Origin of the sequence: Clostridioides sp. ES-S-0005-03, assembly GCF_020658455.1 — a bacterium.
Lineage (GTDB): Bacteria > Bacillota > Clostridia > Peptostreptococcales > Peptostreptococcaceae > Clostridioides.
This window is the reverse complement of record NZ_JACVWI010000003.1, coordinates 81,516-98,464: the sequence shown is the minus strand read 5'-3', so window position 1 is coordinate 98,464 and position 16,949 is coordinate 81,516. Positions and strand designations below refer to the sequence as shown.

Below are 16,949 nucleotides of genomic sequence, written 5' to 3'. Positions count from 1 at the left end.
AGTATTATGATTAATAGTATCAGGAGGAAGTAAATTGAATCTTTATATAAAGCATGAAATCAGAGGTCGTATACGTTTTGATTTACAACTTGGTAAATTGAATAACAAACAGGCAGATACTCTACTATATTATTTGACTTCTATAAATGGTGTTACCAAAGCAAAGGTTTATGATAGAACTGGTGACGCTGTTATTTATTACACAGGTGAAAGAGACTATATAATAAAAGAAATCACTAAGTTCAGTTTCAACAATAGCGAAATAGAAAAACTAGTCCCTGAACACACTGGTAGAGAGTTAAATAATTACTACAGAGATAAATTAGTAAATAAGCTATTTATAAAGAGTGTATCTAAGATATTTTTCCCAAAATATTTAAGATTTTTTTTTATAGGACTTCACTCTATAAAATATTTCAAAAAAGGTATATCTTCTTTACTAAATAAAAAGATAGAAATTTCTGTTTTGGATGCAACTGCAATAGGTATCTCCATTTTTAGGAAAGACATAAATACAGCTGGGTCAGTGATGTTTCTTCTTGGTATAGGCGAATTACTAGAAGAATGGACTAGAAAAAAATCTATAGATGATTTAGCTCAAAGCATGTCATTAAATATTGAAAAAGTATGGTTAAAAAAGGATGATAATGAAATTTTAGTCCCAATTTCAGAAATAAAAGAAAACGATTTAGTTAGTGTAAATATGGGAAATATGATTCCATTAGATGGAATTATTGAATCTGGTGAAGCAATGATTAATCAGGCCTCTCTTACAGGTGAATCTCTTGCAGTTAATAAAAAAGAAGGCTCTTACATCTATGCTGGAACTGTAATAGAACAAGGTAATATTGTAATGTGTGTCAAAGAAAAGGCTGGTACTACAAGATTTCAAAAAATTGTAACTATGATTGAAGAATCTGAGAAACTTAAGTCTTCTGTAGAAGGAAAATTTGAACATCTAGCAGATACCTTGGTTCCATATAGTTTTTTAGGAACGCTATTTACTTATGCAGTTACTAGAAATCCTATAAAAGCACTTTCTATTTTGATGGTAGATTTTTCTTGTGCATTAAAGCTATCTATTCCTATTTCTGTATTATCAGCTATGAGAGAATGTAACAATTATAATATTGCTGTAAAAGGTGGGAAATTCCTTGAAAATGTTGCCTATGCAGATACTATTGTATTTGATAAAACAGGCACATTGACAAAAGCTCAACCAACAGTTGCAGATATAATTACCTTCCAAGATTATAATAAAAAAGATATGTTAAGACTAGCTGCTTGTCTAGAGGAACATTTCCCACATTCTATAGCTAATGCAGTAGTTCATGAAGCTGAAAAACAAGGTCTCAGTCATAAGGAAATGCATACAGAAGTAGAATATATTATTGCACATGGTATTTCAACAAAAGTCGATAATAAAAAGGTTATAATAGGTAGTAAACACTTCGTATTTGAAGATGAAAAATGTATTATACCAGATGGCGAGGAGTATAAATATAATAATCTTTCAGACGAATATTCTCACCTATTTATGGCAATATCAGGAAAATTATCAGCTGTTATTTGTATTAATGACCCTTTACGAAAAGAAGCTAAAGATGTAATTTCAAACTTAAGAGAATATGGACTCAAAAAAATTGTAATGATGACTGGTGATAGTGAAAAAACAGCTAGGTCTATAGCTAGTAAAATTGGAGTGGATGAGTATTATTCAGAAGTTCTACCAGAAGACAAAGCCAATTTTATTAAAGATGAAAAACTAAAAGGTCGTAAAGTTATTATGATTGGAGATGGAATCAATGATTCCCCTGCTATATCTGAGTCAGATGTTGGAATTGCAATGAGTGAAGGTGCTGAAATAGCAAGAGAAATTTCAGATATTACTATATCAGCAGATAATTTAAATAATTTAATTACTTTAAAACAGATTAGCAATAAACTTATGAAAAGAATTGGTTTAAGTTCTAAGTTTATTATTGCTTTCAACTTAGGTTTGATTTTTCTTGGTGTAGGTGGATTTATTAGACCAAGTACATCCGCGTTTTTGCATAATGCTTCTACTGTTGGAATAAGTTTAAACAGTATGACAAATTTATTAGATAAACCTAATACTTATAACTACAATTAAACCCCCTTGTATAACACATTTATACATAAAAAATTTATAATTCATATTAAAAAAAGCACTTTTAAACAATTAAACAGTAATATTTAAAAGTGCTTTTTTGACTAAATTTCCATAATATTTCTACTTAACTACTAAAAACACCCTTCCTTAAACCTCACTTAAAACCGCTATATTTCAATTAATCTCTGTTCATAGCATTTTAGTTCATTTTGTTTTAGATAGTTAAATTCAGACTCTACATAGATACCACAACCAATAAACTCAATTGTCAGATTTGGTATATTCTCTTTCAGTATACTCATCTGCTCATATATAATTTTTTCCCACAAATCAGCCTGTAATATAGAGAAATACTTCATAATTTCTCCATTGTTATCCATATCCTTTTTAATTTCAGACCAGTTTTTTAACAAAACGCCTCTTTTATCAATGTATCCAAGTTTTTTAAAGCTCTCTATACTCTGATTCCATGCATCTTTGCTACTCTTCTCAAAATATGACTCTAGCTTTTTATTCTGCTCACTTGTCAATAGGTCATAAGAAAGCTTCTTATTAAAATGTGCTTTCAAAGAAAGCTTAGCCATAGAATATGGGCTTCTACCAGAATTTAATCCCGCATTTTTAAACTTTTCTATTCCTTTATCTTCTATTGAAGACCAGATAGAGTTTACTGAATCTGAATCATCATCTTTTTTATATTTAACATCCAAGCCATGTGTAATATCGATATAATTTTGTGGAAATACATATTGATAGTGCATATCTTTGTTATCATCATATAGAGAAAAATATCCTTTATCATATAAATGCATATGTACATTTATTTTTAAACTATCATCTAAAATATTTCGTCTAAGATTAGGTATATTTGCATAAATAGTCACATATTTCATTGCATCATAGTTTTGATTTAGTGGAATTTCAAAGCTAATTTCTTCTCCTGTCAAAAGCTTTTTCACTTCTTCTTCATTACAATCATATAAAGAAAATGTATTTTCAAATCCCACACGTGATTTTCCTGCTAAACTTCCTGCTAATGGTATTTTCAAAATATGATTATCTGTCTTTTGCCATTGATAAGTATCTTGAACTAAAAACTCTTTAATTTGTCTATTTTGTTCCTTTGCCTGCTTTAGCACCTCATCTTCATTTTCTGTTATCCCTACATGACATCTATTTAAGATATTTACTATATTGCTTCCAAATGGAAATGTCCATAATTGAAAAGCTGCTGCCTCCAATTGGCACAAATATCTAATCTGATTCAATTCAATTTGATGAATAAGCTTTTTCTGATACTCATTCATCTGGTTACCACTGTCTGACATTTGATAAATCAGTTCTCCCATTGCAAGATTATCTTTTTTCTTGTCAATCTTATCAGTAATAATAATCTGAGCATCCATCATATCCTGTACTTTTTTGAAAATCCCAGAAATATCCTCTGAATTTTCCATTTTCAAGATTTCAAACTTCTTAATTAATTCAGTTAGGACATCTTTCATTTTTAGTCTGCTTATTTCATTTTCAAAAATATCCTGATTTTTAACTGTAGTATCAAATCCGTCTACAAATGGTATAATAGATTCTTTCAATGTTTTATTTTTGAACTCTTCCATCTGAATATTTAAATTATCTAGTTTTTTAATATTATCCTCTTTTGACTTAATCGCATCTTTAACTACTTTTATTTTATCTTCAAAGCTAGCTTTTACATTTAGACAATTATTAACACTACTAATTGCTGTATTAATAAAAGAACAACTTGCACTACCAATGCTTAATACATTTTTAATAGTTGCTGTTTTTTGCTGTCTTTCAATAGATGCTTTACACTTCTCTAGTGCAACCAATTTATCTTTTTGTTGTTTATTACTATAATTTGCTTCCAACATACCCATTTCTTTTTTCTGAATGCTTTTGTATATCTTTTCATATTCGCCTTCATCCAAGCCATTTTTTGCTACTGCAATGTCATTTTCTTTCCCTTGGTAGTCATTATTATCTAAGGACTTAGTCATAATCTCTTTAATTTTATTAAAATTATCTCTCTTTCCATCATCAACACCGACTAATTTATTTGTCATTGCTCCTAAAGCATTCTTTCTATCTTCATTTAACTGAGTTCCAAGGACAAAACTCATACCTTCAGAATCTATTTTGAAATCTGAAAAATTAACCATTCTGTTAGTCCATTGATACTCTTCTTCCTTAGCTGAAAGATTTTCTTTTAAAGATTTTGCACTATCAAAAGCTCCTAAGCACGCTTGACCAATACCACTTAATGATGATAGTAAACTCAACGCACTCTGTATTCCAGAAAGAATTAGTTGTATTTTCATCTGTTCTTGAAGTTTTTCCTTCTTTTCTTCTAGTTTCTTTATATCTTCTTTTTCATCTTCTTTTATCTTTAGAATTTCTTGAATCAAAAGATTCATTTTTGCTCCAACAGAAAGCATTTTATTTTCAAGCTCTTTTTTCAAAACTTCTATCTGTTGATTTCCTGAGTTAATTTGAGTTAGAACACTTTCCTTATAGGTATTGAAATATGATTCTTTTAATTCATCTTTCTTTCCTTGTTCCAATTCTTTTAAAGTCTTCTCTAGATAATCTGTCAGAGTTCGAATATCTGTAACACGATTTCCTCCAATTTCATCTTCCTCTATCATCTGCATGTAAAATGCTGCCTTCTGTTCTAATGCAAATAAAATCATACTCCATTCACTAAAACTCTGATTTTCTTTTACAAAAGCTTCTATTCTATTAGACTGCATCAATTTATTTATAAGGTAGTCATAAATCTCTTTTGCTTCTTGGTAAAACGCTTTCTTAATATGCATATCATCTAAAGAAATTACTTCTTTATTTTTCTTATCAAATTTATAATACTTCTGAAGAATTTCTCTATTTAACTGCATTTCCACTTTCTCAACTGCATTAAAAATCTCATAAATATGCGAAATTTCTAAAATATCAGCTTCTAAAATTCCTACTGCACATAAAAGTTTAAGATTTCTATATCCTTTACTTCCAGAAAAACCAAATCTTTCAAAGAATTGATAGAAAAATGTATCCATTGATAGAGAATACTCTTGCTTTAACAATTCGTTTTCTACTAATGACTTTCCAGGATTTCCTTCTTTTCCCTGTGCTCCATCTAGACCTGAGTCTGCAAGCTTTTTAATTGTCCAGTCCTTGTGTTTTGTATAAAGATCATCTAATGCCTTTCCATCATCTGCTGTTTCCTCACTATCTGAACCACTCCCTATCACATATCTATCAAAATAGTAATAGTTTATGTCACTATAACCCGTTTTACCAGAAATTCCTGTATACATTCTTGCTTCTTCAAAAATTCCGCGGATTCCTCCAAGACCCCCAGCTCCACCTTTTCCTCCAGAACCGCCTTTTCCAGCTAAGCCATGTCTTCCGTCTATTTGGCTTATATAACTTTTTAGAACTGTTGCTTCTCCAAGGAGATAAATCTGTCCAGCCTTACTTCCAAGACCAGCATTTCCACCATCTCCACCTGTTCCTCCAGTATTTCCTTGTTTTCCTTTTTCTGCTTCTATTATATAGTATTTTGCACCTTTTTCCTCAGCAAACTCTTTTTTCTCTGGTTTAGAGCCTAGTTTTGCATTTGCTCCAGCTACTCCAGATGCTCCTGTTTCTCCTACTTTTCCATGTTGACCATTTCCACCTTGTCCACCGTCAGCATAAAGCTTAAGTTCGCCTTCTTTTTGTATATGTTTAAAAGATATTAAAATATCGCCTGAGGTTCCTGCATTATTTCCGACTCTTCCATTCATTCCGTTATAAATAGAACTTTCTCCATCCAATTTTTTTGCGTCATTTCCAGAAACATTAATTGAATAAGAACCTTTTGGTATACATAATCTTTCAACTAATAGAACTATATTTTTACCTGAGAAAACATCCTTCTTCATATCACAATCTATTTTTAGCTCACACTCTCCATACATATATATAGATGATAATTCATTAAGTTTATAGCCAGATATTATTTTAGTTAAATCTGATAAATTCACTTTAGGTACAGGAATATATATAGAAAGCACTTTATCTTTTTCATATGATTTTATATATGTACAATTTTGGATTTTTTCTCTTCTGTATTCTGCATCTAGAAGCTTCTCAGCTTCTTCTTGTTCCAATTCCTTCTCTGCTATCCAGTATTTAATACATTTTAATGTATCTTCCAGTGTTGTATTTAATAATGACTTTAATAATTCACTTAGACCGACAATATTAGTTTCTTTGCAGTAACTATTTAGCTCTAGAACAAGGTGTATTTTTTCTAATATATTTACTTTTTGCACTCCATCACCATAGAAAAGCCCTTGTACAAACTCCATAAGTTCTTCAATACTATTTGTTTTACATAAACTCTGATACATTTGTTCCAACTGAGATTTTTTTTCTTTTAGATTTTCTATAGAAGATAAAATGGAAATAGAATCTTCTAATGCCTTTTTTACACTTTCTATATAGGGAGCTAGAAGTTTTTCTAGTTCTTTATATGTTGTGTCAACAGCTTTTTGTATCTCCATTTTACAAGAAGCAGTAAGCATTAATCCCATATCAGTTTTCTTGAAAGTAGTTGGAAGTTTTTCTAATTCTCTCAATAGATTTTCTGGCTTTGTGTCTAGTGGATTACACAATTCTATAGAAACATTATCTGCTAGTACCACATTTAACAGATATACCAGTTCCTTATAACCTTCATAATATTTTTCTTGGCTATCTAGGTCTTCTTTTACTTTTTTCAGTATATTTCTAACTTTCTCTTTTGTCACGCTACCACTAAGTGGCTTAGGTATTTTATTGATAAGAAAGAAAAAATTTTCCTTATACTGTGTATATTCATTAAACATATCTTTTAAGTTTTTAGCTGTATCAATTAACAGTGTATGTCTAGAGTCCAGTAAAGACTGGTAGTCTAAAATGACTACTATACCTTTTACTTTTAAAGATGCAGATATAGTTTCTCTTACAAGCATTGCTCCTGCAATCATATACTCTGCTCCACGATTATCAAAAAATCCAGGACAATCGCATAAAGAAAATGCTTTATTTTCAATATCTACAACTTCTGGGCATAAAGTCTTAGAATATACACCATTACCAATATCAACTGCTGAATCTTTAGCTGTGATGTACACTTGTCCAGTTTCCGCATCTGTTTTTTCTTCCATATCACAACCTTTTAAATAGTTGATACAAGTGCTTTTTCCAACCCCTGAAGCACCCAGGAATAACAAAATCGATTTTTCTTTTAAATTGTATCTTTCCAGTTCATTCCTTCCATTTTCCAAAAGATTTATGATTCCATTATACAATTCATTTGACATATATCCATCCCTTTCTATACTTCAGCACAATAGTTTTGATATTTCTCTTTAACAAAGCTTTCTTCAACTTTTAAAACTGCTGTTGATTTTTTATAATTTGGATTATTATATCCTCCAGATTCTCCTCTATCTCCATAATCAGCATACTCTCTTGATGGACCTTCTTTTCCTTTTTCCCAACTTCCACCTTCAAGAGTTATACGATAACTAGTAATACTAGTTAGTTTATAATCCCAACTTTTAAAATATCCTGTATAGTATACAGTAGAATCTATAGCACTTGGAGAGAATGAAAGTGTATTATAACCATGATGACCACCTTTTCCTCCACTTCCACCAAATCCTGGTCTTCCATCTGGACCTCTTTCTCCATCTCTTACTGTTATATCACAACAACTGATTAACTTCTCTCTCTTTTTATCTGAATCTGCCAAGAAGTAAATATTTCCTTTACTTCCTCCATTTCCACCTCTTCCAGCATTTCCTCCTTTTTCTCCTTTTCCTCCTTTTGCACCACTTGTTCCTTCTGCAAAATAACCTTTAAACATTTGTCCATAGAAATAACTTGTATATCCTGCATCACTTCCATTTCTACCTGTGCTTCCAGCCACACCATCTTTACCATCTGTTCCTCTTGAACCATTTCCTCCATTTGCTATTAGTGTAAGGCGATAGTTTCTAATTTCTTCTTTAATGTACAAATAAATATTTCCTGCATCTCTACCATCTTCACCATTGATTCCATATATAGAATTATCTATAAGATTTCCACTCTTTCCACTTACATTAATCTTAGAATTACTACTTACATCAAGATTCTCACAAGAAATAATGATATTTTTTTCTGATGCAAAATCCATTCCAAGATTAGTATCCATATAGATAGTGTCTTTAGCTGAAAACATAATTGTAGAGACATCATCTCCCACGTTTCTATTTCTAAAAGCTTCTAAAACACTGCTAATTACCAAGTTTTTAATTAATGCTTTAACTTCTATTACCGTCTTTTCTTTAAGTATAAATGATTTTATTATAAATGGATTTAAAATATATTTACTTACAAGATTTCTAATTATTTCATTTCCTTTTTCTCCATATGCATTTAATCTTGTTATATTTGCTTCTAATTCTTCACTATTTCTATCTGTAAGATTCTTTAAAATAGGCTCAAAATCACGTTTACTATATATGTAGTCTGTTTTATTTGCAACTTCCATCAATTTATCTCTATTTGATAATCTCCATACCTGTTTTTGTACCTCATAAGAAACTAAAATCTCTTCTATTTTCTTTCTTATAATAATAAATTTTTGTTCCATTATACTTTTACTTGTTTTTTCTATAATAGATTCCATATATACAGAAGATAGTGAAATTTCAGCATTTCCATGGTCTGTATATTTATTTAAATCTTTAATTATATCTAAGTTTCTTCTTATCTCATTTTGTAATTTTATACATGTGTCTTCCAAGAATAATCCACTTTCTCCTGACAATAAATTGATAAATTTATCTAAAGTAATACTCTCTGCATTAACTGAACTTTCTAACCAGTTTTTAAATATGTCTACTACTCTTTCATATTTTGACATTTCTTGAATCATTGTTACTCTTTCAACCTTCTTAATAAAGTCTTCTGTATATTCTTTGACATAAACTTCTAGTCTAGATACTATACTACTTTGAATATCTTTTATTAATGTATCTAAAACTAATCTTGCATCTGCACTGATTGGATATTGGAATGCTGATGTTTTATCTTTTACTTCTTCTAATTTTATTACTTCTTTTAATAATCCTTCTCTTTGCTCTGCTTCAAGTGGTTTACAAAGATGAATATTTTTTCCTTCTCCTTTTAGCAATTCTTCAAATAACCAAGCTTTATCTTTTATATTATTTTCTGGACTTTCACACAATTGTTCGTATTTTTTTCTAATCACATTATATATTTGTTTTTCTGTTCTTCCTAAAAAGCTTTTAGAAATAAAGAAAGTAATACTTCCTCTAAAATTCTCTTTATGAAGACACATATTTAATTGTTGAAATAAATCAAGTACTTTTGTAAGTCTAGCCTCTAATATATCTGCTTCTGGTATTAGTACAACTACTCCACATATAGATGCAGAATTTCTAAACACCTCTCCTAACGAAACTGCTGCACTAATGTCATGTGCTACTCCTCTGTTATCACTAAATCCTGCAGTATCACATAATTTTGCATCCATTCCTTCTACTTCTCTTCTCATATCTACAATATTTGGATACAAAGTTTGTGAAACAGCTCCTGAACCAATTTCTGCAACAGGGTCTACACATTCAATATAGGAGATACCAGTATCTTCATCTTCTACTTCCTTCATTTCACATCCTGCAAGATAATTAATTGCTGTACTTTTCCCACAACCTGTGCCTCCAAGAATCAAAATTAGATTCTTATTTATAGCTTTATCTATTGCTACTTTTCCTTCATCTAGTAGGATTTTGATTTCTTCTAAAAGCTTATTTTTTTCTCCCATGTATTTTCTCCCTTTTTTATAAAATTTTTTAATATTAAAATAACTGTGCTTGTAAAATAAAGCCTTTACTAACACAGTTATTTTATTTTATATATCTAATTATATTTTTTATTTTATATATCTAATTACATGTTCTACTTTTTTCTTCACAAAGAAGAGCTTTGAAAATCATAATTTCTGCTAAATAATCCTTAGGAGCCTTTGTAATTGCAGTAGCATTACAAATAAATTTTAAATTTGTACCTGCTACAACTTAAGTAGCAACGATAAGTGTTTCATAATCAACATCTTTTAACATTCCTACAGCTTAATTGAATATTTCTACTTATTATTTTTCTACTTCTTATTTCTTTACTGGTCTAAATTTTGACCATCCTCCACAATAAATATTCATATAACAAACCTCCTTATATGATTAAATTTATTTATATAATAGTACGAATTTTCTAAACATTCAACACAAACTGTGTAACTAGTCGATAAAAGTGCATAACTGGACACATAGTCATCATAAAAAACTTTTAAAGTCAAATTTATCTAATTAAAAATAATATAATACAAAAAAACAGTCAATCTATTAAAATCAACTGCTCCATAAAGTGAATTTTTACTTATTATATTTTACAAAGTTTACACATTTACATGTGTCCCTTTATACAAAACTAATGTTGCCACTCCTATAAGTATCATGCCCATAAAAGCAGGTGTCGCATGACCAAGAAATACATAGATTTGACCTCCAATGATAGGTCCAATTATTCTTGCTAAAGATTGAATGGATTGACTACCACCTTGAATCCTCCCTTGCTCACTAGAATCGACAGACTTGGATAGCATCCCATTGAATGAAGGTCCAAAGATAGAATCGCCAAAACCAAATATAAACATTCCAACAATAAAAATAGGATAGAACGAAAACAAGGCTGATGCTGCAATAAAACTGTACCCTATAATCTCTGAAACCATTCCAAGAATTGCTATCTGTACATCACTAAGTTTTTTCAAAAGCTTTGGCATTATAAAACCTTGTGAAATGATGTCTTGTATACCCATAATTGAAAATACAAGTCCAATTAGTGCGGGTTTCCAATTGAAAGTGTCTATTGTAAATTGTGAAAAAACTGACTGTAAAGACCCATTTGGTATCCAAAGTAAGAATGCTGATAAAAGTAGTCTTTTTAAGTTTTTTACAGAAAGTACATTTGCAAGCTGTATAAATGGATTTAGCCTTGCAAGTGTAATCGACTTTAATCTATTCTTCTTATCAAGGCTCTCAGGCATATACAGGAATCCATAAATAACATTAAGTAAAGTTATTATTGCTCCAAAATACATGGGTACAGAATAACCAAACTTAGCAAGTAATCCACCTACAGTTGGACCAATAACACAGCCTACACCTGAAAATGCACTCACCCATCCAAAGTATTTACTTCTATGTTCTCTAGGAGTAATATCTGCAAAATATGCGAAGATAGTGCTTATGCTCCCACCTGTTACACCTTCTATTATACGTCCAACAAATAATACCCATAGAGCTCCTCCTATTCCAAAAACTAAGTACCCTATTGCAGAACCCAAAAGGCATAATAAGAGTAATGGACGACGTCCATATCGGTCACTCAAAGCTCCAAGCCCAGGAGCTGCAAAAAACACACAGATTGCATAAACAGAAGTTAGCATTGTAACAACTATAGCTTGTTCTTCTGGACTATTTGTATAAGGTTGCACTAAGAATGGAACGACAGGTGCTATGATAGTGAATCCGATTCCGCAAAGAAACGCAGATATAAGACCAAATATCAAAGCCTTTTTATCTACAATTTGTTCTGTATTCTGTTCATTGTTTGATTTAAATATAAACATTTAAATTCTCCTCTCAAAAATTATAATTTTGTTTCCTTTAGAAACATATTTATTTATTTCTTTTTTACTTTTTTACCTCTTTACCTCTTTACTTTTTTCATTATTTTATTTCCCTAGTAGCATGTTCATTTTTTATCATTTCGCCTCATTTAGAGGTATATTCCTATATTCGTTTTTTGATTCCTCGGAAACATATTTATAGTATCATTTTTTTGTTTCCTTGTCAACAAAATAGATAACAATAAAAATACAGCCTATTCTCAATAGAGTTAGGCTGTATATGATTTCATTTTCATTATTCTGATTTATTCTACTTTAATATTATCCCCTGTTTTTTTATTTCTTCATCCAAATGTCGGTTATAATTTTCGACAAAGCTAATCATACTGTCAAATTGTTCATCAGTTACCTGCTCAAATACAACTTTATCACGTTCTTGAAACTCTTTATGAAGTTCCTCATGGATATTATAAACTGTTTTACCTTGCTCAGTAAGTCTAAAATAGATTTCTTTTTTATTATCAGGCTTCTGGTAACTTTCAATAACACCTTTTTTTATTAGCTTTTTAGTTACTTTACTTATGGCACCTCTAGTCATATAAAAGTATTCTGCCAGTTTTGTCACATTGCAGTCTACATTTCTTCCAATGTATTCAATGCAATGTACTTCAGAAGACTTATAACCCTTGAGACTCTCTTCCATCTTAAATTTATTAAGCCAAACAGTCTTATTTAGTAAATCTCTAAAACCCATCATGACCTGTTCTTCTTTATTCATGGTATATATCCTCCCACCCGTTAGTGCATTAACAATATTATATTAAACTTTTGTTTCTATTTCAACAATGTTAAAATAATTCTTTTAGGGATCGAACTATATAAAATAAAGAGATAGAATCATCTAATTTAGACCTACATTTAATTTTATACTCTGCACCATACTTAGATATTAAATTATTTATATGTATTTTTTTATTTTTCAACGATATAGTTTTATTTTTTCTGATATACTACTTATATAGAATAAAATCCATTAAATTACCACTCTTAAATTAATCATCTAATCTTTTTATATAACTCTTATTCGAATCATAATATCACAGATAAAAGCATTGAATTCTAGTTAGAATTTCAAGAATTTTCTAACTTTAATTAAATATGTTTTGAGGTGGAAAACAAATGAAAAAAACTAAATCAAAGGTATTAAGTTTAACACTAGCAACTACTTTTTTCGTAGCAACAACAGCAAATTCATATGATATGTGTGCAAAATCTTCAGATATGGACATGGGTAAGAAGTCATAGCTTATGTATTGCAAAAACTGTGATTTAGAGTTTGACGATACTACAACTATATGCCCCAAGTGTAACCACACTCTAACATCTCATAGACAAAATTTATCACAGATATCTATGAAAAATAAAGTTGATGAATTCAAGCTAAATAAAAAAGTTAGAAATGGAAATATACTAACAAATATAATTATTTTGACATTAATAATTCATATAATACTTATTCTTTTCATACAAATCCATATTGAAGATTATTATGATATTTATATTAAATATTGCCCTACTGCAATATCTGGATTAGTTTTAGTTCTTTCTCTAAAAAGAGGAGAAAAAAGGTTCACCCTAATTAGAGTGAACCTTTTTTATATCTATATAATTTATACAAAATCTATATCCTGATTAAAACTTCATTATTTTCTAGAGCTATATAAAGCTTTAAAAATCAAAATATAAAGTGGAAAAAATTAATTTCTCCACTCTATCCAATATTACTAGTATAATCTACAGACCCTTAACATTTACTACTACTGCCTTAGGTCTAGTCATAGCCTCAATTGAATACTTAACGCCTTGAGTTCCCATTCCAGATGCCTTTACCCCTAAAAATGGGAAGTGGTCTGGTCCCCTCTCAGTCTTATTATTTATTTGAACAGTACCAACCTCAAGCTTATCAGCTATATAAAAAGCCTTATCAATATCACTTGTAAATACTGATGATTGAAGCCCATACTCTGATTGATTAGCAATTTCAATTGCTTCATTTATATCTTTAATTCTTATAATTGGAAGTACTGGTCCAAAAGGTTCCTCCCAAGCAATTTTCATATCAACACTTACATTATCCAATAATGTTGGATAAAATAAATTATTTTTTCTAACATTACCTGTTATTAATTTAGCCCCTTTATGCAATGCATCATCCACTAATCCTTGAACAAAATCAGTTGATTTGTTATCTATAAGAGGTGTAATAACTACTTCATCCATTGGATTCCCAACTGTTAACTTCTCTACTAACGGTTTTATTTTTTCAACTAGCTTATCAGCCACACTATCTTGAACCAAAATTCTCTTTACTGCCGTACATCTTTGACCTGAATATGAGTAAGCTCCAGCTACTATGTTTTTAGCTGCAAAATCCAAGTCGGCATCTTCTAATACAATAGCAGCATCTTTTCCACCAAGTTCCAATAATAACGGAACCATTTTAGATATTTTTGATATATGTTGACCAACTTCAGTACTACCAGTGAAATTTATAAAGTTGATTCCCTTATGAGTTACAACATAATCTCCTATTTCACTACCTCTACCTGTAATTGTGTTGAGTACACCATCTGGTATACCAGCCTTTCTCATAATTTCTACTAAATGAAGTGCACTAATAGCTCCTTGTGTAGCAGGTTTTAGGACAACTGCATTTCCACCAATAAGTGCTGGTGCAATTTTTGACATTGATAAATTTACAGGATAATTAAATGGAGATATAGCTAAAACAGTACCCAACGGAACTCTTGAAACATAAGACATCTTATTACGTGTTCCACCAGGGAAATTGTCACCACTAATAGCCTCACCTTCCATATTCTTTCCTACATCTGCTGTGTATCTCAAAAAATCTGCTGTTCTTTCAACTTCTGCTCTTGCAGATTTTATATCTTTAGCTATTTCAAGTACCAATATATTAGCTATTTCATCCATATTTTCTAGCAATAAGTCAGCTGCTTTATGAAATATATTAGCCCTCTTGTATACAGGCATATCAGCCCATACCTTTATACTTTCTTTTGTATTTTTAATAGCTTCATCTACTTCATGCTTTGTCATAGATTGTACTTTTCCAACAAGTGAGTTATCTATTGGTGAGTAAATTTCTATTGGTTTTTTTGAATTGGATTCTACCCATTTCCCATTTATTAAATTTTTATATACATTTTCTTCGGTTTTAAGTTCATTAAACATATTTTTATTCCTCTCTCTGATATAACATTATGTATTTAAATTATAGCCATTTATTTGTTATGTAAACATTTCTTTTTCTCATAAACGTTTACCTTTTAAAAAAAATTTGTAATCCTTATTTTTTGTATTTTAAATACCGTTTTAATTAGAAGTAGCTTTTTAATTTAAATACCTATTTTTTAATATGTCTCTGTAGTTTAAGTACTTATTTTAATGTATTTTTATTTTAAATAATTCCTCATCATTTCATACTTAAGTTTCTTACAAGATATAATTACACATATCATAATGTCAGCAATAATAGAACATATTATACAATTAAAAGAACATTATTTTGTTAATTATTGACCCTAATCTACCTATGTGATATAATTTAAACAGAACACTATTCTGTTTTAAAAAAGAAACATCACGAAAAGAAATAAAAAGCTATCCAAAATCCAATTTTTTAGTAAACACACTTTTTCATAAAATAATGGACCGTTATATAAAGAACTGTTCATGCAATGATAAATATTTCACAATTTGGGATGATTGTATTTCTTGCGGATTATGTGCTAAAGTATGCCCCTGTAAAACAATTAAATATGCCAGTTATCAAATGCACATACATAGAACCAATAACCTATAAGGGCATTCCTTATGGCTATTGGCTCTTTTCATATAATTGCCTCTACTATAATACTACTTGCAGATTGTAGCAAAAAACCGTTGTTTGTTAACAAAATCATGCTTGACAAATTCATAAATGGACAATACTATATATGTATGACTAAAAAAATATTTTAAGTCATACATATACATACTTATGGAAAGGATTGATAAATATGGCTAAAAGCTTTACAGAAGTTGAAAAAAACAATATAAGAGAAAGATTAATTTTAGAATGTGAAAACCACTGGTCTAAATATGGATATAAAAAAACTAATATTGATGAGCTTTGTTCAAAGGCAGGAATTGCAAAAGGCTCTTTCTACACATTTTTTGATTCAAAAGAAAAGTTATTTTTTGAAGTATTAAATGGAATTCAAAACAGACTTATATCATCACTATACGAAATCTTGAATAGTATGCCTACAAAAGAAGGATTTGTAGCATCTTTAAAGATGTTATATCGCTTATATGATAAAAATCCATTTTTATATGCTCCCAGAGATCATGATTCTATTGCTTTTTTAAACAAATTACCTAAAGACATGGTTTCAAAGCTTGAACATAACAATATACAAAGCTTCTATGATTTAATTGAAAAGTATGATTTTAAACTAAAAATAGATAAAGAAAAAGCCTTTGGTGTTTGTAATGCTCTATTATCAAGTCTACTGTTAAAAGAAGATATTGGATATAACTACTTTGAAGTATTCGATTTCATGATAGAGAATCTTGTAGATGATATATTTGAATAATATGATGTGCTAATTTTACTAGATTATATAAGTAAAATAAATGATTATGTAGAATAGGTAACTATAAAATAAATTAAATAGACAAATTAAGTGAATTACACAGCAAAAATAATAAATTTTGTTTTTCTGCTAAAATTCCTTTAAAATTCTTTTGGGAGAGTCCATATGATTGAACTAATACAAAAACTAAACGATATTATATATAAAATAAATGAAAAATTAAACATACATACAAAACTTGTAGACCCTAGTAGTGAACTTATGCCTTTCTACTCTACTCTATCTATAATGTTTGCTATATTTTTAATAGTGTTAGGAATTAAAATAAAAAGAAAACTTCTAGTAGTAATTGCTGTTATAACAATTATTATAAATGTTTTAATAATCTTAGATAGGTAGG

10 protein-coding genes are annotated in these 16,949 nt (G+C 29.6%); 5 read left to right on the top strand and 5 right to left on the bottom strand.

What is annotated here, in order from left to right:
• Window positions 1-34 precede the first annotated feature (34 nt).
• Window positions 35-2,134, top strand: a complete 2,100-nt coding sequence (locus IC218_RS13135; protein WP_227433579.1) for a heavy metal translocating P-type ATPase — start codon at window positions 35-37, stop codon at window positions 2,132-2,134.
• A gap of 167 nt (window positions 2,135-2,301) precedes the next feature.
• On the opposite strand, the gene IC218_RS13130 is transcribed toward IC218_RS13135, so the two are convergent.
• The 4 genes from IC218_RS13130 to IC218_RS13115 all read right to left on the bottom strand — a co-directional run bounded on the left by IC218_RS13130 (window position 2,302) and on the right by IC218_RS13115 (window position 12,666).
• Window positions 2,302-7,506, bottom strand: a complete 5,205-nt coding sequence (locus IC218_RS13130) for a GTPase (protein ID WP_227824641.1) — start codon at window positions 7,504-7,506, stop codon at window positions 2,302-2,304.
• A gap of 14 nt (window positions 7,507-7,520) precedes the next feature.
• On the bottom strand, window positions 7,521-10,022 hold the full coding sequence (locus IC218_RS13125; protein ID WP_227824640.1) for an ATP-binding protein: 2,502 nt from the start codon (window positions 10,020-10,022) through the stop codon (window positions 7,521-7,523).
• A gap of 630 nt (window positions 10,023-10,652) precedes the next feature.
• Window positions 10,653-11,888: an MFS transporter gene (locus IC218_RS13120; protein WP_227824639.1), complete on the bottom strand. Its 1,236-nt coding sequence runs from the start codon at window positions 11,886-11,888 to the stop codon at window positions 10,653-10,655.
• A 310-nt stretch (window positions 11,889-12,198) separates the two neighbouring features.
• Window positions 12,199-12,666 carry a MarR family transcriptional regulator gene (locus tag IC218_RS13115; protein ID WP_227433583.1) on the bottom strand — a complete coding sequence of 156 codons (468 nt, stop codon included), beginning with the start codon at window positions 12,664-12,666 and terminating at the stop codon, window positions 12,199-12,201.
• Window positions 12,667-13,067: 401 nt separating this feature from the next.
• Between IC218_RS13115 and IC218_RS21950 the strand changes: the two genes are divergently transcribed.
• On the top strand, window positions 13,068-13,193 hold the full coding sequence (locus IC218_RS21950; protein WP_255606096.1) for a hypothetical protein: 126 nt from the start codon (window positions 13,068-13,070) through the stop codon (window positions 13,191-13,193).
• Between the two features lie 489 nt (window positions 13,194-13,682).
• Here IC218_RS21950 and IC218_RS13110 read toward each other — a convergent pair whose 3' ends face one another.
• Window positions 13,683-15,143, bottom strand: coding sequence for an NADP-dependent glyceraldehyde-3-phosphate dehydrogenase (locus IC218_RS13110; RefSeq protein ID WP_227433587.1), 1,461 nt, complete (start codon window positions 15,141-15,143; stop codon window positions 13,683-13,685).
• Between the two features lie 475 nt (window positions 15,144-15,618).
• Here IC218_RS13110 and IC218_RS22235 point away from each other — a divergent pair, with 475 nt between their 5' ends.
• The 3 genes from IC218_RS22235 to IC218_RS13095 all read left to right on the top strand — a co-directional run bounded on the left by IC218_RS22235 (window position 15,619) and on the right by IC218_RS13095 (window position 16,948).
• Window positions 15,619-15,774: a 4Fe-4S binding protein gene (locus IC218_RS22235; protein WP_227824638.1), complete on the top strand. Its 156-nt coding sequence runs from the start codon at window positions 15,619-15,621 to the stop codon at window positions 15,772-15,774.
• Window positions 15,775-15,970: 196 nt separating this feature from the next.
• Complete coding sequence (locus tag IC218_RS13100; RefSeq protein ID WP_227433588.1) at window positions 15,971-16,549, top strand: TetR/AcrR family transcriptional regulator; 579 nt, start codon at window positions 15,971-15,973, stop codon at window positions 16,547-16,549.
• Between the two features lie 165 nt (window positions 16,550-16,714).
• Complete coding sequence (locus IC218_RS13095; RefSeq protein WP_227483080.1) at window positions 16,715-16,948, top strand: hypothetical protein; 234 nt, start codon at window positions 16,715-16,717, stop codon at window positions 16,946-16,948.
• Window position 16,949 lies beyond the last annotated feature (1 nt).

Excerpts from the sequence above, each read along its gene's own strand:
- IC218_RS13100 (WP_227433588.1), top strand. The coding sequence starts at position 15,971 with ATGGCTAAAAGCTTTACAGAAGTTGAAAAAAACAATATAAGAGAAAGA.
- IC218_RS13130 (WP_227824641.1), bottom strand. The coding sequence starts at position 7,506 with ATGTCAAATGAATTGTATAATGGAATCATAAATCTTTTGGAAAATGGA.
- IC218_RS13120 (WP_227824639.1), bottom strand. The coding sequence starts at position 11,888 with ATGTTTATATTTAAATCAAACAATGAACAGAATACAGAACAAATTGTA.
- IC218_RS13110 (WP_227433587.1), bottom strand. The coding sequence starts at position 15,143 with ATGTTTAATGAACTTAAAACCGAAGAAAATGTATATAAAAATTTAATA.
- IC218_RS13115 (WP_227433583.1), bottom strand. The coding sequence starts at position 12,666 with ATGAATAAAGAAGAACAGGTCATGATGGGTTTTAGAGATTTACTAAAT.
- IC218_RS21950 (WP_255606096.1), top strand. The coding sequence starts at position 13,068 with ATGAAAAAAACTAAATCAAAGGTATTAAGTTTAACACTAGCAACTACT.
- IC218_RS13125 (WP_227824640.1), bottom strand. The coding sequence starts at position 10,022 with ATGGGAGAAAAAAATAAGCTTTTAGAAGAAATCAAAATCCTACTAGAT.
- IC218_RS22235 (WP_227824638.1), top strand. The coding sequence starts at position 15,619 with ATGGACCGTTATATAAAGAACTGTTCATGCAATGATAAATATTTCACA.
- IC218_RS13095 (WP_227483080.1), top strand. The coding sequence starts at position 16,715 with ATGATTGAACTAATACAAAAACTAAACGATATTATATATAAAATAAAT.